This is a genomic window from Ruegeria arenilitoris, assembly GCF_013030985.1.
Lineage (GTDB): Bacteria > Pseudomonadota > Alphaproteobacteria > Rhodobacterales > Rhodobacteraceae > Ruegeria > Ruegeria arenilitoris_B.
On the sequence record NZ_WPYP01000011.1, the window covers coordinates 23,889 to 40,286 of the forward strand.

Here is a 16,398-nt window from a genome sequence, read left to right on the forward strand (position 1 = left end):
TTATGCAATCAGGTTGTCGTAGCGGCCATAGATCAGGCCGAACATGCCAACGGCGTAGATGTCATCACCGTCCAGTTCCAAAAGGACCTGCGGCAGCGACTGGTAGGCCTGCCCCGAAACGAGGATGCCGTGCCGTGTCACGTCATAGGTGGACAGGTGCAGCGGGCATGGACCCAGCACCTTGTGATCCGCTTTGTAGGTGTCGTAGAGCGATCCGCCCTGATGCGTACAGGTCAGGTTGAACGCCACCACATCCTTTTGCGGACCGATGCCGCCGCCGCTTTCCACGCCGGTCTTGACCAGGATCGAGTCCGAATAGTCGCCCTCATCCGGGTAATAGAACTCGACCGGGACATCCTGCTCCAGCTCGGACAGTTTGCCGATCAGCTTGCGCGGATAGGTGGACACGAGGGCGGGCACCTGTTCGGCCTGACCGTGGCGGGTGGGCATGGCCACCATCACGGCAAAGGTCGTGGCACCTGAGGCGAACAGGAACTGGCGGCGGTTCACGGTGCAGGCCTTCTTGGCCTCGCCCGAACAGCTGCATCCGGTTGCGTTATGATCTGTCATGACGCTTACTCCTCTGTGGCAGCCGCAGGCAGCGGCTGGTAATCCGGCAGGTCGGGTTCCTCGATCAGGATTTCCTCGCCGGACAGGGATTTCAGGAAGGCCACCAGATCCGATTTCTCCTGATCATTCAGACCAAGGGGTTGGATCAGCGGGGATTTGTTATCCGAGAACTCATTCTCACCGCCGCCCTGGTTGTAGAATTCAACCACATCCTCGAGCGTCGCCAACATGCCGTTATGCATGTAGGGTTCGGTATAGAGGGTGTAACGCAGGGACGGTGTGCGGAACTTGCCCTTGTCGGCCTTTTCCTTGGTGCGGAAATAGAAGCCGGGGTCGTCCTTGGTGTGGCGATACATCTCTTCGGTCGAGCCTTTGGCATACAGCTCATACCGGAAGGTAACCTGCGCCAGACCGTCATCCTGCCAACCGTCATAGGCGGGCACGCCGGTGTTGTAGTATTTCTCATCCGACAGCAGCGCGCCGTTGTGGCATTCGGAACATTGCGCCTTGCCGGTGAACAGTTCCAGCCCGCGTTTTTGTTCCTCGGTCAGCGCCGCATCATCTCCGCGCAGATAATTGTCGAAGGGGGTATCGGTCTGAACGATGGTCCGTTCAAACGCAGCGATGGCCCGCCATGCGTTACTGACGCGCGGCCACTGATCGCCGAAGACGTCGTTGAAGCGTTCGACGTATTCGGGGACAAAGGCCAGACGGGCCTCCATCATGTCGGCCTCGCCGTTCCCGGCGACCGCACCGCCTGCGGCGGATTTGGCCTGGCTCTCAAGGCTCTTGGATGAGCCCGCCCAGAACAGTTTGCCGTAATAGGCCGAGTTCACGATGGTCTGGCTGTTGCGCCAGTGGGTCGTGCCGGGATAGCCGAATGAGATCGGTGCCTCGACATCCCACCCGATATAGGGGTTGTGACAGGCCGAACACGGGGTCGACGGGTTACCGCCCAGACGCGGATCGAAGAACAGCATCTTGCCCAGTTCGATCTTGGCATCGGTTTGGGGGTTGTCCAGCGGGATGGGCGGTTCGCCCAGCGCCACCAATGGCGCATCCGGATCGGGATCTGCCCCGCCGACACCGGCCTCAATCTCCATGCTGGTTTCTGCAAAGGCGTGCGAACCGAGGGCGGCAACCAGAGCAGCGGTGGCGATTGTACCTGAAAGGTAAGACTTAAGGTCTTTCATGGGTCCACTCCTCAGTTTGTCGCGTCTTGCCAGTTCTCGATCGGCGCATAGTCCGTATCGATACTCTCGGCGACGAATTCCGGGCCGGTCAGCGGCTCGCCGGACAGGGCCTTGAGGAAGGCCACCAGCTGCGCTTGCTCGGTCTCGGTGAGGCCAAGCGGCTTGATGCGCGGATCCTTGTTTTCATCGTCGCCGCCACCGGCGTTGTAGAAGGCCACCACATCCTCGAGCGTCGCCAGCGTGCCGTTGTGCATATACGGCGCGGTGTAGGTCAGCTCGCGCAGCGTGGGGGTCATGAAAGTGCCGAACGTGTCGGCGGTGTGGGTGCGGATATAAGCGCCCGGATCGGCGCGCAGGTTCATATAATTCGCAACGCCCAGGAATTTCATCATCGCCACAAAGGTGATGTGACGTTCCGGTGTCGCCCAGATATCGGGGTTGTCGCCGACGCCAATATTGTGCGGCAGGTCATCGGTGAACCGTCTGCCAGCGTGGCAGGAGTTACAGCCGTTTGCCTGGAACAGCTCATAACCCGCCTTGGCCTCGTCCGACATCTCGCTGGTATCGAACGGAGCCCCGCGCGAGATCAGCGTTTTCAGATATTCGGGAATCGCGTTGCGGACGCCGCCATTCGAGGGCTCGCCAAATCCGGCAGCTTCAAACATCTCGACATAGACCGGGTCCTGCTTGATGCGTTCCTGCATCAGACGCATGTCCATGTTCATCGAATAGGTCTCGGTGATGCTTTCGCGGGTCACGTCATTCAGGTTGGTGCCGATGCGCCCGTCATGGAACCACGCGGCGCGTTTGGCGCTGTTGATCAGCGTTGGCACGTTGCGGAAGTGCAGGTTGCCCGCATAGGCATCCGACAGGGCCTGCCCGTCGGTGAAGCCGTTCTCCGGCTGGTGGCAGCTGGCGCAGGACAGCTCGGTATCGCCGGAAAGTCTTGGATCAAAAAACAAACGCTTGCCAAGAGCCGCCTTGGCTGGGTCGAACTCTATGGCTTCTACCGGGCCCGGCTCATCGGCCTGGGCCTGGTGTACCGGTAACGCAGCGCAGATCGTCAGCAATGAAACTGTCGACAGCGCCGAGAACCATGTTCTGGCTTTGGTCATCATCTGAAAGCCCCTTTATCGCTATTCCGACCACACGGGTTGACCGAGGACCGGCTGAGCAAACCTTAAAGGGCAGATGTTTCGTGGTGATTTGATCCAGGTTAAGGTCTGTGAAGAGATGTTAAATTTTGTTTCGAAGCCTGGCTCAGTGACGTGCGGATAATGCGCGCAAGACTTTGGACATCAACGGGTTTCTGAACGCGCACGGTCGAGTCTCCGTCATCGGGCGTTTCCGCATCGTCAAAGTAGCTGCTGACCAAAATAGTCGGGATATCGGGCCGCAGGGTCCGCGCCGCACTGATCAGATCGGTGCCGGTCAGCCCCGGCATCATCAGGTCGGTCAAAATGACATCATAGCTATCGGGTGCCGTACGGAATGCCTCCAGCGCCCGTTGCGGATCGGAGTAGGCCTCGACCCGATAGCCATAGCGGGTCAGCAACCGGCGCGTGACATACAGAACGTTTTCATCGTCATCGACCAGCAGAACGTGTTCATCCCCGGCCACCGCGCGCAGTTCGGCCTGCTGTTCGGGGCTGAGTGCGGGCATCATCGGGTAGAACAGGCTGAACCGGGTGCCCTTGCCGGGTTCCGAGTGCAACTCGACCCGACCATGAGATTCCTCGACACTGTTATGCACGATGGTCAACCCCAGGCCGGTGCCCTTACCCACCGGTTTGGTCGAGAAGAACGGCTCGAACACCTTTTGCTGTACCTCGTCGCTCATCCCCGGCCCGGTGTCGGTGACATCCAGACGGATCACGCCGATCGCCTCGTCCGGCAAGTCATCGAGCGCATTGTCATCCGCCCGGCTGATCCGCAGCACCACCTCGCCGGGCTGGTCGCCCATCGCCTCGAACGCATTGTGGCACAGGTTCAGCAGGGTCTGGAAAAACAGGGTGGTGTCAAAATCGGAAAACGCCGCGTCAATCTCAACATCAAAGCGGGTCTCAATGCTGGGCGGGGCCGAGACCCTGATCAACTCCAGCGCCTCTTGCGTGGCTTTCACCAGATCACCGCGCTGCGGGTTGCGGGGGCGCTGGCGGGCAAAGGTCAGCATCTTGCGCACCAGTGCCTGCGCGCGCCGCGCCGCAATCCGGATATGGCTGACCGAGGTCTGGACGTCCTCATTCCCGTCCGCGTCCAGTTCGATCAGATCGGCGTTGCCGATCACGCTCATCAGCACATTGTTGAAATCATGCGCAACCGAGCCGGCCAGAATGCTGACGGCCTCCATCTTCTGCACCTGGGCGAATTGTTCGCGGGTGCGACGGGTTTCGGTAATGTCTTCGCCGATACCAATGTAATGCGTGACCGAGCCGTTCTGATCCACCAGCGGGAAAATCGCCGTCGAAACCCAGTAATGCGCGCCATCCTTGCGCAGGTTCCGGAACACGCCATACCAGCTTTGACCCTGTTTCAGCCGCCCCATCAGGTCCTTGTAGACCGCCTGCCCGGAATACCCCGACTGCAGCATTTTGGGCGTATGGCCATAGACCTCGTCCGCCGTATACCCGCTGAGGTCAAAGAATTTGCGATTGGCGTATTCGATATTCAGATCGGTATCGGTGATCAGGATCGAGGTCGGGCTTTGTTCCACCGCGCGGGCCAGTTTGCGTTCGGCCAGTTCAACCTGCTCGCGCAAGGTCAGCTCGGCCTTCAGACGTCTGTTGGTGCGCAGGATGTTGGCGATCAGCAAGGTGGTCAGAATGGCGACCACACCGACAAGAACGATCAGCCCGACCAGCAGGACCGAGAAGTTACGCACCAGCCGCTCGCCATCCGAAAACGCCCGCACCATGCCCGAGAGGCTACGATCCCGCTCTTCGACCCACAGGTTTTCAAGCGCCGCCAAAGCCGCCAGCGCGCCACTGTCATCGACCCGGACACGGGTGTCGATCTGTTCGGCGGTCTGGCCTGCGGCAATACCCTCCTCAATCAGGGGGATGTTGCCGGTATATTCCAGGGCAACGTCTTCGATCTGCCGCAGGGCGTCCAGTTCCACCTGCGACGGGCCCGAGTTACGATAGGCCTGAATCGTCCCCAGTAAGCGGGCAGATTGCTGGCGCAGAATCGGGCCATAATTCGGGTCCTGCCGCAGCACGTAGTTCTTGAAGTTGTGAATCAGACCGCCATAGCCGAAATCCGCACGGATGTCGGATATCCAATAGCCGCGCGGCGTGGTTTCCACTGAATAGCTGTGCCAGGCCTGTCGCATCTCGCCAATGCGATTCCCGGTTTCGCGCGACATATACAGGAACACCGACAGGATGATCACCAGCGCGATGCCGATTGCAAAGGCCACGGCAAGCGACCGTCTTGGATAACCCTCGACTACTTCGGGGACGTCTTTCATGCCTGCACCCTGACCTGAACATCTTTCAGGCCTAGGGTGTGTCACGTTTTGCAGACACGCGCCACTTTTGTTCAGGCTGAGGCGCTTAGAAGTCCAACCCGATATCAATGGTGCGATAGGAATGGGTCAGCGCCCCGGACGAGATGTAATCCACGCCGGTCGCCGCCACGGCCGCCACCGTGTCACGGCTGATATTGCCCGAGGCCTCGGTCACGATCCGGCCATCCACCAGCGCAACCGCCTGTTTCAGAACTTCGGGCGGCATGTTGTCCAGCAGCACCACATCGGCGCCGCCGACTTCAAGCACTTCGGCCAGCTGATCCAGCGTGTCCACCTCAATCTCGACCTTCATCATGTGCGAGGCGCGCGCCTTGGTCGCTTCGAGCACCGCCCGTACGCCCCCGGCGGCGGCGATGTGGTTGTCCTTGATCAGGATCGCATCGGACAAAGAGAAACGGTGGTTGAAACCGCCGCCATGCAGCACCGCCTGTTTCTCGACAATGCGCAGGCCGGGCGTGGTCTTGCGGGTGCAGGTGATCCGCGCCTTGGTGCCTTCGGTTTCGGCCACCAGCGCCGCAGTTGCGGTCGCCACACCGGTCATGCGCCCGGCAAAGTTCAACGCCACCCGCTCACCCGACAGGATCGAAGCTGCGCTGCCTTTGATTTCCATCAGCGTATCGCCCCTGGCGCAGCGCTGGCCGTCAACCAAGTGAGTGGTGATCTGCAACGCCGGATCGACCAGCCGGAATGCAAGCGCGGCGATCTGCATCCCTGAAACCACCGCATCCTCACGCGCGTTCAGCCGGGCGTTATAGGTAGCATCAGCCGGGATCACGGTCAGGGTGGTGATATCGCCATTGGCGCCCAGATCCTCCATCAACGCCGCGCGCACTATGGGTTCCAGGATCATATCGGGCAAAGCCGGGTAATTCATGCTGCATCCTTTGCAATGCGGTCCCGCAGGGCCAGTGCCTCGGTCAGGGTCAGGGCCGAGCGTTGGCCGGGGCCGGGAATAAGGTCAGGGAAGTCGGATCGGTAATGCGCACCGCGGCTTTCCTCGCGCAGCAAAGCGGCGGCGGCGATCAACGTGGCAGTGGCGGTCATGTTGTGGAAGACCTCGGACTCGGCGTGCTTGGCCTCAAGCGCGGCAATCTGCGTCAGGGCGCGGCGCAGACCCGTTTCGTCGCGCACCACGCCGACATGTTCCGTCATGGTGCGGCGCAGGGCAGCCACATCCTGATCCAACGCGGCTTCGTCGCCGGGGGTCAGTTGGACATCAACCTCGGGCGCTTCCTGCGTGGTCACCACATCCGCAATGTCGCGCGCGCAGGAGCGGGCGAACACCAGCGCCTCAAGCAATCCGTTCGAGGCCAGACGGTTCGCCCCATGCAACCCGGTCGAGGCCGCCTCACCGCAAACCCAAAGCCCCGTCAGCGAACTGCGCCCTGCCAGATCAGTTTCAACCCCACCCATGTGATAATGCGCCGAAGCGGTCACCGGAATGGCGTCGCGTACAGGATCGACACGATTGCGCAGACAGGCCTCGGTCACGGCGGGAAATTGCGCCTCGATCTCGGCCCCGATGGCTTGGCGCGTGTCCAAAGCGGGTCTCCTGCCCGCCTGCGCCTGCTGGTAGACGGCGCGCGCAACCGTGTCGCGCGGGGCCAGTTCGGCGTCGGGGTGGATGTCCGGCATGAACCGATGACCGTCACGGTCGATCAGAATAGCCCCTTCGCCACGCAGCGCCTCAGTCGCCAATGGTGTCGGGTCTTCACCCACATCGATTGCAGTGGGGTGAAACTGCACAAATTCTGCATCGGCAATCCGCGCACCGGCACGGGCGGCCATGCCGATCCCCTGCCCGCGGATACGCGCCGGATTGGTGGTCTGGGCATAGAGCCCCGACGACCCGCCGGTGGCCAGAACATGCGCCGCACCGCGCAACAGGACGGTTGGCGCTGCGGCCATATCAGCATTGGTCAGGTAAACGCCGGTGACCCGGGCCCCGTCGCTTTCCAATCCGACGGCCTGCGCGCCTTCAACCACCTGAATCCAAGGGGTCTGGCGCAGTTCCTCAATCAGCGCGCGCATGATTTCTGACCCGGCCTGATCACCTTTGACCCGCACCACCCGCGCTGCGGAATGCGCCGCCTCGCGGGACTGCACAAACCCACCGTCGGCGGTGCGGTCGAACCCGGTGCCAAGGTCGGACAAGTCATGGATATGTTCCGGTGCGGCCTGAGTTACGAACTCGGCCACCTCACGCAGAACCGACCCGGCGCCGGCACGCATGGTATCCTCGGCATGGGCTTCGGGGCTGTCCGTCCGGGCCATCGCCGCCGCGACACCACCCTGCGCCCAGGCCGAGCTTGCGCCGGACCCCAACGGTTCGGGCGAGATCATCACGACCGGACACGGGGCCAGTTTCAGCGCGGTATAAACCGCCGCCAGCCCGGCCCCGATAATGACCACACGCGGCGTCTCAACGATCTGCATGTCGCCGATCAAATACCCAGTTTACGTGACAAATCGATCATGCGCTGCACCGACAAACGCGCCTTGTCGGCGACGTCCGCGTCCACCTCGACCTGCCCGGTCATGGTGTCCAGCGCAAACAGCACCTTTTCCAGCGTGATCTTCTTCATGTAGGGGCACATGTTGCAAGGGCCGACAAACTCGACCTCGGGCAGCTCGTCGGCAATATTGGACGCCATCGAACATTCGGTGATCAGCAGCGCCTTTTCCGGCTTTTCATTGGTAACGTATTTGATGATGCCACTGGTCGAACCCGAGAAATCGGCCTCGGCCACAACGTCTGGCGGGCATTCGGGATGTGCGATCAGGCGCGTACCCGGGTTCCATTCGCGGAAGTCACGCAGGTCGCGGGCCGAGTACTGTTCGTGCACGATGCACGACCCTTCCCACCACACGACATTCTTCTGCGGCACGTCGCGGGCGACATTCTGCGCCAGATACTGGTCCGGGGTCATGATAACCGTGTCACTGTCTTGCGCGGCAACAATCTGCGCTGCGTTGGACGATGTGCAGCAGATGTCGGAGGCCGCTTTGACCTCGGCCGTGGTGTTCACATAGGACACCACCGGCGCACCGGGATAGCGGCGGCGCATTTCCTCGATCCCCTCGGCGGTGATCGATTCCGCCAGCGAGCATCCTGCCTCCATATCCGGCATCAGCACCGTTTTCTGGGGGCTGAGAATCTTGGACGTCTCGGCCATGAAATGCACACCGCATTGCACGATCACATCCGCCTCGACCTCGGTCGCCTTGATCGCCAGTTGCAGGCTGTCGCCGCCGAAATCGGAAATGCCGTGGTAAATCTCGGGCGTCATGTAGTTGTGGCCCAGAATGACGGCGTTGCGCTCGGCCTTCAGATCATTGATCGCCTTCACGTAGGGCGCATAGATCGCCCAATCCACGGGCGAAACCACGCGGGACATGCGGTCGTAGATATCGCTCATGCTTTCGGCAAGCTCGGGCGACGGGGCCAGGTCATACTTTTCGGAGAGATGCGCGCGCTGCGCGGGTAGGTCGAACACGGGACTGTTTTTCTGCCTGATGAACTCGTGACGCTGTTCATATGGTGTTTGTGGCGAATTTACCACCACCCAGAACAGAAGAATGTTCTGATATCGCTAGCGTGGGCGGAATTTTCTTGCCGAAGCGTGTAATCCCAAGGCCTTACACGCTCAACCGGCAATGTCCACCGCGGTCGCGACGGCCACCTTGCCCGCCCGCTGCGGATCAGCGCCATCCCGATGGCGGGGCCGAATCCCAAACAGCAACCTGCATAGGGCGGTCCACTCGGCATTTCAGGGCACGACTTGCCAAGTGCATTCCAAAATTTCGATCCCTTAAAGAGCCGAATCCGCGCAGTTGTACGTTTTCTCAGAGTCCTAGTGGGGGAGATTATCAATGTTGTTTTCCAAATTTATTGTACAAGCAATGGCACTTGGTGCAGGAATGTACGCGGCGTCTGCCAAGAGGTTGGCAGCCGAAAACCAAGGCCCTACTGAATGATCGAAAACCGAACCTTACCCCAACCAAACTGTATATTACCCTGGAACTGAAACTCCTGGTCCTGACAAAAACGGCGTTCAGGTCCGAACACTTCCAGCCATTCACGGTGAGCAGGCCGTGAGTTTTCTGCTGGAATGGAATGGCCTCAAGTTCGCATTTTCATCCGATACGCTTCTGACGCGATGGTGGAGAAAGGGCTCCAGACATTCGGTGGATCGAAGCTCTTTGCCATGTCGCGTGCCTTTCAAGTCCTGAGTTTCTGTTTGTTTGAACAGGCCCAGATGATCTGGGCAATCGAAATCCACCCAGGCATTCAAGGCCCAGAAACAATGAAGTGTGGCGCCTAGATTTCTTCAGCTATTCACTTTCCTCAAAGTCGATATGGATATGGTTACCGTCAGGATCAGCTAGATGGAATTGGATGACGCCGGTGCCCGGGACATCCGTTTTTCTGAACGGAAAATTGTGTTCAACGAGCTTCTTCTCAAACGAACTCATTCCCTGTGCCGAGAATGCGAAGTGTTCGAGTTTCAGCTTCACCTCTGAGCCAACACTGGGTTGTCCTTCACGACCCACAAGGTGAACCAAAGCATGTTCACCTGCATACATCCATGCGCCAGGGAACGGAAAGTCGGGGCGTGGTCCAGATTTCAAACCGAGTATCTCTTCATACCACGCCACCAGTTCAGGCAGTCTGTTGGTCACTATGTTCACGTGATCGAGCCGTTTGATTTCCATTTCAAAATCCTTCAAGGACGAACTTGCCCTTTGCCTTGCCGCTTTCGAGGATTGTATGTGCTTTGATCAGGTTGGCAGCACAGATCGTACCAAGCGTCTCGGTCGCAGTAGACCTGATCTTTCCCTCGTCTATCAAACTGGCAACATTATTCAGAATTTTACTCTGTCGGTGCATATCACCAGTCGCAAATAGCGAGCGGGTGTACATGAATTCCCAGTGTACTGAGATCGACTTGGGTTTGAACGGCATGATGTCAAAAACTTCGGGATCATCGATCAGACCAAAACGACCTTGGGGCGTCATCACCTCCCCGGCCTGGGCCGTGTACAGGTGAGATTGATTGGTCGAGTAGATGAAATCCACGCTTTCGACACCCAGCGCTTCGAGTTGCGGACCCATCGGATCTGCATGGTTGATGACATGGTGCGCTCCCAACTCCCGGACCCAGTCTTGTGTTTCGGGTCGCGATGCTGTGGCGATCACAGTGAGGTTGGTTAAGGCTCTCGCCAACTGAATGGTGATTGATCCCACGCCGCCAGCGCCCCCAATGACTAACAGAGTTTTGGTTCCGCCAGGCACGGGCTCGTTTACACGCAGGCGGTCGAACAGCATTTCATATGCTGTCAGTGTTGTAAGTGGCATCGCAGCTGCCGCAGAGGCTGGAATGGACTTTGGAGCAGCCCCCACGATGCACTCATCCACAAGATGGTATTCGGCATTGGTTCCGGGCCGATTGATCGCCCCGGCATACCAAACGGTGTCTCCCGGTTTGAAAGTCTCGACCTCTTCGCCAACAGCTTCGACGATCCCTACGGCGTCCCACCCTAGAATGTCAGGTGCCGGACCCTCAGGAGCACGCCGTTGCCGAATTTTTGTGTCGACCGGGTTCACCGAAACGGCTTGCACTTTGACAAGCAAATCGTGACCAGACGGGGTGGGTTTGTCTGCTTCGAAATCGATCAATGCATCCGCCCGATCAATTGGTCCGGCCGTACGATATCCAACAGCTTTCATGGCGTGCTCCTCGTTCTGGTTCAAAATCAACCGATGACGGTCATCTCATTCAATGTGAATTCGGCGACCGCTCCGTCTGTCGCCGCCATGTATGCAGCCAGATGCGGGGCCCCCATATGAGTCTGCCAGAGCTCACGGCTTTCCCAGTTTTCATAAAACACGAAATGAGCCGGGTTATCGTTGTCTTGGTGCAGGTCGTAGTTGATGCAACCTCTTTCAGACCGGGTGATGTCGATGAGCTTGGTGAGCTCTGCTTTGACAAGGTCGATCTTGTCGGGATTGGCTTTGATGTTGGCGACAATGGTCAGCTTGGCCATCAGGTCGTTCCTTTGCTGTTTCGTTGGTGTCGTAGATTTACGCCGCCGACAAAACGGGATAAATAGGCATTCATCGGACACATAATCCGGAAATGCCGACCAATGCTTCTCGACAACCTCCGCCTCTTCCTCACTATTGCTGAAAAAGGCAGTTTGGTTGCAGCCGCCCGAGAGGCAGGCTTGTCGAGCACAACTGTCTCCGAACGGCTCGCTGCGCTGGAAACACACTACGGTGTGGTATTGTTCAACCGAACGACACGCTCAATCAGTTTGACCGAAGAGGGCCGGGTTCTGGTCGATGGCGCCAAGAGCGTTCTCAGTGAAGTCACAGACCTCGACACCCGCATTCGCCTCGGCGCCGAAACCCTTTCTGGCCTGATCCGCGTCAGTGCGCCCATTGATTTAGGTCGTGGTGTTGTCTCTGACGTGATCGCTGAATTCACCGAAGAGAACCCGGCTGTTTCAATAGAACTGTCGCTATCCGATGGCTATGTCGATCTCGTGGGCCAGGGTTTTGACCTGGCTGTTCGGTTTGGGGACATCACCGACAGCTCACTTCGAATACGTAACCTCGGAAGCTACCAGCGGTTCGTCTGCGCAGCACCCAGCTATCTGGCGAAGTACGGAGCACCAGAACGGCCCGAAGACCTCGCAAATCATAACTGCCTGATTATGCGTTTCGGCGGTTCGCTCGACAACGTTTGGGAGTTTGGCTCAGGCCGAGAACGCCGACATGTCCCGGTCAAGGGAAACCGAATTGTAAATGATGGCTCGCTTATCCGCAGTTGGGCTCTGGCAGGTCACGGCATTGTGTTGAAGTCGGAGCTGGATGTTGGCGATGATGTCAAAACCGGAAAGCTGGTAGCCCTGTTAGGCGATTTCCTCCCGCCACCCAAGCCGCTACAAATGATGTTTCCACCCAGTCGAGCCCAACCTCGACGAGTGGCTGCGCTCGCACAGTACCTACACCGGAAAATGGGTGCGATCTAACCCAAACGGGAACAGGCAGCTGCGAACTGTTCCAAGAGGGCAATATTTCAGCGCTCAGTTTCAAGATCACTCAACGACCCACCACCTTTTTGGAAGTCGCGCCAGACCCAGACCATTCGATCCACAAACCACATTTTACCACCTGAGATCATAACGATTCCAAGGCAGGTGAACCCGATATCGAACATCCACAGCCCATAAGCAAATGGTACGAAACCCAACCCGCTTCCAACAGCCAGTGCTTTTGCAACTCTCTTGTGGTGCGCTGCGACCTTGTCGCGGTGCCGCAGCCACACACGCTCACCTAGCACGCCTTGCGCCGACCAGCTGTCGAAGCTTTTGGGTTGTGGAAACACGCGTGGATTCAGCCAGATCCAAACCAGAACGATAGCAATGGCCACCCATGCCCAGCCTCCTACCCAAGCGCGGCTCCAGATCGCCACAGCCAAAAGCGGCAGTGGCGTCAACACACGGGTCCAGACTGACAAAGGATTGGCATGTCGAAGCCAAACCTCGTCTTTCATCCCCATAAGACGCTCGGAGAACCGAACTATATCCATGCGCTCATCTCCGAAAATCAACACGCTCGTCAGCGTGCTTGCACACTCAAAACTTATCTCGAACAATTCTCGCTACAGCCGTCGAGTTGTACCGGTTCTAATCCACAAAAGCTGAACTATCACCTGGTAGTGACCGACGACACGCGTGGACCCACGGTGGTCAGCGGAAAAAAATGCGACCGAGGCGTAATCAACTCATCTCTCTCAGCATCGACTTTGCGCTTGAAAATGATCGTTGGCGGATCACCCGCAAGAATATTATGACCCGCAATGAAGCCGTTGAGGTTTAATGCTCACACCAAAAAAACTGTCACGTTCGGGCCGATAGAACTGCATCGTTGCACCATTTCCGCAGTGCTCAAATCTGGTGAGCTTTAGTTGGCACGGCGGACTGCCGTTCTCGAAAAGACGCTTTCCACTGCCGACAACCACCGGAAAAATCCACAAGCGGAACTCGTCGATAAGGTTATGGGCTAGAAGCGTTTATATCAGTTGGGCGCTACCATGCACCTGCAAAAGAGGCCTATCCTGTGCCTTCAAACCCGAGATTTCTTCGGCAACTTCATTGTTGATCGCGAGTGAGTTTTCCCAGCGCAAACTGTCAGGCTGCGAAGTCATTACGTATTTCCTTGCGCCATTCATTCGGTCTGAATGAGCGGACTTTGGTGCGTTCGGCCAGTGACTCGCGAAGATGTCGTAGGTCTTGCGACCAAAAACCATGTCATATGGCTCGGACATGGCGTGACGCTCGACCTGATCCATCACGCCGTCCCAATATGGCGCGGCCCAGCCACCGTTTTCAAATCCTTCCGAAGGGCCTTCTTCTGGCATACTCGGGGATTGCATCACGCCATCGAGCGTCACGAATGTCAGAATGGCAAGCTGTCGCGTGTGTCCTACCTGTCAGCTAACTTCTCTTGCAGAAAGACACTCGGCGAGCTTGTCAACGGCCTGATTCCAGCCACCGGCACCTGCCGTGCCCGCTTCAACACCGATGTGGACCATGGTCATTAAAGTTTTGCCATTCACTTCACAGGACTAGAAATCCAGGTTCTCGACGCTCAGTGCGTTTTGCTGGATGAATTCGCGGCGCGGCTCCACCACGTCGCCCATCAGCTTGGTGAACAGATCATCCGCCTCGACCATGTCATCCACGCGCACCTGCAGCAGCGTGCGGGCATCCGGGTCCAGCGTGGTTTCCCACAGCTGATCCGGGTTCATTTCGCCCAGACCCTTGTACCGTTGCAGAGACAGACCTTTTTCGCCCTCTTCGAGAATGGCGCGCAGCAGGTCCAGCGGCCCGTGGATGACCTGAGACCGGTCGCGGCGAACCAGCGTGGCAGGGGTGTTGTAGACCTCTTGCAGGCTTTGGGTGAAGCTGCCGGTTTTGCGGGCCTCGCCCGAGCGCAACATCGGGCCGTCCAGCGTGCGCACCTCTTCGACGCCGCGCAGGATGCGGGCCAGACGGATACCGTGATCCTGCGTGATCCGGCCCTGCCAGCCGCGCTCGTATTCCAGCGCGATCAGGTCCAGACGGGCGGCGACCTTGTCGGCCACGCCTTGCAGGTCGGCATCGACCGCACCCGGCACAAAGGCACCTGCGACCGCGGCCTGTTCCAGAATGTGACGCGGGTAATGGGTTGGAAAAGCATCCAGCACGCGTTTCAGCTGGCGTGCCTCGTCGACCACGCGGGTCAGATCCTGACCGATGATTTCCTCGCCCGAGCCCAGTTTCAGCACCGCGCCCTCGACCCCCTGGTTGATCAGGTAGTCATCCAGCGCCGCTTGGTCTTTCAGGTAAACTTCTGATTTACCACGAGAAACCTTATAGAGCGGTGGCTGCGCGATATACAGAAATCCGCCCTCGATCAGCTCCGGCATCTGCCGGTAGAAGAAGGTCAGCAGCAGCGTTCGGATGTGTGCGCCGTCCACGTCCGCATCGGTCATGATGACGATCTTGTGGTAGCGCAGCTTTTCGATATTGAACTCATCACGGCCAATGCCGGTCCCCAGAGCCATCACGAGGTTACCGATTTCCTGGCTCGACAGCATCCGGTCGAACCGCGCACGCTCGACGTTCAGGATCTTGCCGCGCAGGGGCAAAACAGCCTGTGTAAGCCGGTCCCGGCCGGTTTGCGCCGATCCTCCGGCCGAGTCCCCCTCAACCAGGAAGACTTCGGTCTTGGACGGGTCTTTTTCAGAACAATCCTTCAGCTTGCCGGCCAGATAATTCACATCCATCGCGGTCTTGCGGCGGGTCAGCTCGCGCGCCTTGCGGGCGGCCTCACGGGCCAGCGCGGCCTCGATGATCTTGCCGACAATCCCCTTGGCCTCGTTCGGGTTTTCCTCGAACCATTCGGCCAGCTTTTCGTTCATCAGACCTTCGACCGCCGGGCGCACCTCGGACGACACCAGCTTGTCCTTGGTCTGGGACGAGAATTTCGGGTCGGGCACTTTCACCGACAACACACAGGTCAGACCTTCTCGCGCATCATCGCCGGTGAAGCTGACCTTTTCCTTTTTCGCGATCCCGCTGGACTGCGCATAGTTGTTGATCGTCCGGGTCAGAGCACCGCGGAAGCCCGCCACATGGGTACCGCCATCCCGCTGCGGGATGTTGTTGGTAAAGGGCAGCACCGTCTCGTGATAGCTGTCATTCCACCACATCGCGATCTCGACGCCGATATCGTCGCGTTCACCCTTGATATAGATTGGCTCGGGCATGGCCGGGGTCTTGGACCGGTCGAGGTATTTGACGAATTCCTTGACGCCGCCTTCATAGAACAGCTCGGTTTCCAACCGTTCCGCCGGGCGTTCGTCAATCAGGATGATCCGCACGCCCGAGTTCAGGAAGGCCAGTTCCCGCAGACGCTTTTCCAGCGTTTCAAACGAGTATTCGAGGTTTGAGAACGTATTGGTCGAGGCCAGAAAACGCACCTCGGTCCCGGTGCGATCACCGCACTCACCGACCACTTTCAGGTGCTCGGCCGTCTCGCCGCCCTCAAAGCGCGCAACGTGTTCCTTGCCCGCTCGCCAGATGCGCAGCTCCAGCCAGTCGGACAGGGCGTTCACCACTGAAACGCCCACACCGTGCAGACCACCCGATACCTTGTACGAGTTGCTGTCGAACTTACCGCCCGCGTGCAGCTGGGTCATGATGACCTCGGCCGCCGAAACCCCTTCTTCCGGGTGGATATCCACCGGAATTCCGCGGCCGTTATCGCTGACCGAGACGCTGGAATCGGCGTGAATTTTCACAGTCACATGATCGGCATGACCGGCCAGTGCCTCATCAATTCCATTGTCCACAACCTCATAGACCATGTGGTGCAGGCCCGAGCCGTCGTCAGTGTCACCGATATACATACCGGGACGTTTGCGAACCGCCTCTAACCCTTTGAGAACTTTGATGGAATCAGCGCCGTATTCTTGTGGTGCCTGTGCGTCTTCGGACATGCCGTTAGTACCTATATTATTTTGGTAACTTATACGTTTTCTGGTGGGGATT

General features: G+C 58.6%; 14 protein-coding genes and 1 pseudogene. 1 reads left to right on the forward strand and 14 read right to left on the reverse strand.

What is annotated here, in order from left to right; all coding sequences use genetic code 11:
* The 10 genes from GOX88_RS19225 to GOX88_RS19270 form a co-directional block, all read right to left on the reverse strand.
* Positions 1–570: an arsenate reductase (azurin) small subunit gene (locus GOX88_RS19225; RefSeq protein ID WP_170327762.1), complete on the reverse strand. Its 570-nt coding sequence runs from the start codon at positions 568–570 to the stop codon at positions 1–3.
* A gap of 5 nt (positions 571–575) precedes the next feature.
* Positions 576–1,763 carry a cytochrome-c peroxidase gene (locus tag GOX88_RS19230; RefSeq protein ID WP_170405667.1) on the reverse strand — a complete coding sequence of 396 codons (1,188 nt, stop codon included), beginning with the start codon at positions 1,761–1,763 and terminating at the stop codon, positions 576–578.
* Between the two features lie 11 nt (positions 1,764–1,774).
* A complete protein-coding gene (locus tag GOX88_RS19235; protein WP_170406012.1) occupies positions 1,775–2,878 on the reverse strand; it encodes a cytochrome-c peroxidase in 1,104 nt (367 codons plus the stop codon).
* 101 nt (positions 2,879–2,979) lie between these two features.
* The gene (locus GOX88_RS19240; RefSeq protein ID WP_170405670.1) at positions 2,980–5,232 is read right to left on the reverse strand and encodes a hybrid sensor histidine kinase/response regulator; all 2,253 of its coding nucleotides are present in this window, start codon (positions 5,230–5,232) and stop codon (positions 2,980–2,982) included.
* Positions 5,233–5,317: 85 nt separating this feature from the next.
* Positions 5,318–6,166, reverse strand: coding sequence for a carboxylating nicotinate-nucleotide diphosphorylase (gene nadC / locus GOX88_RS19245; protein WP_170405673.1), 849 nt, complete (start codon positions 6,164–6,166; stop codon positions 5,318–5,320).
* Positions 6,163–7,728 (reverse strand): L-aspartate oxidase, encoded by a 1,566-nt coding sequence (locus GOX88_RS19250; RefSeq protein WP_170405676.1) that lies wholly within the window; start codon positions 7,726–7,728, stop codon positions 6,163–6,165. Before GOX88_RS19250 ends, nadC begins: the two co-directional genes overlap by 4 nt.
* A gap of 8 nt (positions 7,729–7,736) precedes the next feature.
* The gene (gene nadA, locus GOX88_RS19255; RefSeq protein ID WP_170405679.1) at positions 7,737–8,789 is read right to left on the reverse strand and encodes a quinolinate synthase NadA; all 1,053 of its coding nucleotides are present in this window, start codon (positions 8,787–8,789) and stop codon (positions 7,737–7,739) included.
* An 838-nt stretch (positions 8,790–9,627) separates the two neighbouring features.
* Positions 9,628–10,008 (reverse strand): VOC family protein, encoded by a 381-nt coding sequence (locus tag GOX88_RS19260; protein ID WP_170405682.1) that lies wholly within the window; start codon positions 10,006–10,008, stop codon positions 9,628–9,630.
* 1 nt (position 10,009) lies between these two features.
* Positions 10,010–11,023, reverse strand: coding sequence for a zinc-binding alcohol dehydrogenase family protein (locus GOX88_RS19265; protein WP_170405686.1), 1,014 nt, complete (start codon positions 11,021–11,023; stop codon positions 10,010–10,012).
* Between the two features lie 26 nt (positions 11,024–11,049).
* On the reverse strand, positions 11,050–11,340 hold the full coding sequence (locus GOX88_RS19270) for a putative quinol monooxygenase (protein ID WP_170405689.1): 291 nt from the start codon (positions 11,338–11,340) through the stop codon (positions 11,050–11,052).
* Between the two features lie 102 nt (positions 11,341–11,442).
* On the opposite strand from GOX88_RS19270, the gene GOX88_RS19275 reads away from it, so the two are divergent.
* Positions 11,443–12,330 carry a LysR family transcriptional regulator gene (locus GOX88_RS19275; protein ID WP_170405693.1) on the forward strand — a complete coding sequence of 296 codons (888 nt, stop codon included), beginning with the start codon at positions 11,443–11,445 and terminating at the stop codon, positions 12,328–12,330.
* A gap of 47 nt (positions 12,331–12,377) precedes the next feature.
* Here the strand turns inward: GOX88_RS19275 and GOX88_RS19280 are convergent, their stop codons facing one another.
* The 4 genes and pseudogenes from GOX88_RS19280 to gyrB all read right to left on the reverse strand — a co-directional run bounded on the left by GOX88_RS19280 (position 12,378) and on the right by gyrB (position 16,346).
* Positions 12,378–12,890 (reverse strand): DUF6653 family protein, encoded by a 513-nt coding sequence (locus GOX88_RS19280; protein WP_170405696.1) that lies wholly within the window; start codon positions 12,888–12,890, stop codon positions 12,378–12,380.
* 258 nt (positions 12,891–13,148) lie between these two features.
* Positions 13,149–13,358: pseudogene (locus GOX88_RS23775) on the reverse strand (dihydrofolate reductase family protein); the annotation flags it as partial.
* A 15-nt stretch (positions 13,359–13,373) separates the two neighbouring features.
* Complete coding sequence (locus GOX88_RS23325) at positions 13,374–13,652, reverse strand: dihydrofolate reductase family protein (RefSeq protein ID WP_217354262.1); 279 nt, start codon at positions 13,650–13,652, stop codon at positions 13,374–13,376.
* Positions 13,653–13,928: 276 nt separating this feature from the next.
* Entirely contained in the window at positions 13,929–16,346 is a 2,418-nt protein-coding gene (gyrB, locus tag GOX88_RS19290) for a DNA topoisomerase (ATP-hydrolyzing) subunit B (protein ID WP_170405699.1), read from the reverse strand.
* Between the last annotated feature and the right edge of the window lie 52 nt (positions 16,347–16,398).

What these genes read in the sequence shown, in the direction of transcription:
- GOX88_RS19270 (WP_170405689.1), bottom strand. Translation starts at nt 11,340, where the DNA reads ATGGCCAAGCTGACCATTGTCGCCAACATCAAAGCCAATCCCGACAAG.
- GOX88_RS19225 (WP_170327762.1), bottom strand. Translation starts at nt 570, where the DNA reads ATGACAGATCATAACGCAACCGGATGCAGCTGTTCGGGCGAGGCCAAG.
- gyrB (WP_170405699.1), bottom strand. Translation starts at nt 16,346, where the DNA reads ATGTCCGAAGACGCACAGGCACCACAAGAATACGGCGCTGATTCCATC.
- GOX88_RS19280 (WP_170405696.1), bottom strand. Translation starts at nt 12,890, where the DNA reads ATGGATATAGTTCGGTTCTCCGAGCGTCTTATGGGGATGAAAGACGAG.
- GOX88_RS19265 (WP_170405686.1), bottom strand. Translation starts at nt 11,023, where the DNA reads ATGAAAGCTGTTGGATATCGTACGGCCGGACCAATTGATCGGGCGGAT.
- GOX88_RS19240 (WP_170405670.1), bottom strand. Translation starts at nt 5,232, where the DNA reads ATGAAAGACGTCCCCGAAGTAGTCGAGGGTTATCCAAGACGGTCGCTT.
- GOX88_RS19235 (WP_170406012.1), bottom strand. Translation starts at nt 2,878, where the DNA reads ATGACCAAAGCCAGAACATGGTTCTCGGCGCTGTCGACAGTTTCATTG.
- GOX88_RS19275 (WP_170405693.1), top strand. Translation starts at nt 11,443, where the DNA reads ATGCTTCTCGACAACCTCCGCCTCTTCCTCACTATTGCTGAAAAAGGC.
- GOX88_RS23325 (WP_217354262.1), bottom strand. Translation starts at nt 13,652, where the DNA reads ATGGATCAGGTCGAGCGTCACGCCATGTCCGAGCCATATGACATGGTT.
- GOX88_RS19260 (WP_170405682.1), bottom strand. Translation starts at nt 10,008, where the DNA reads ATGGAAATCAAACGGCTCGATCACGTGAACATAGTGACCAACAGACTG.
- GOX88_RS19250 (WP_170405676.1), bottom strand. Translation starts at nt 7,728, where the DNA reads ATGCAGATCGTTGAGACGCCGCGTGTGGTCATTATCGGGGCCGGGCTG.
- nadC (WP_170405673.1), bottom strand. Translation starts at nt 6,166, where the DNA reads ATGAATTACCCGGCTTTGCCCGATATGATCCTGGAACCCATAGTGCGC.
- GOX88_RS19230 (WP_170405667.1), bottom strand. Translation starts at nt 1,763, where the DNA reads ATGAAAGACCTTAAGTCTTACCTTTCAGGTACAATCGCCACCGCTGCT.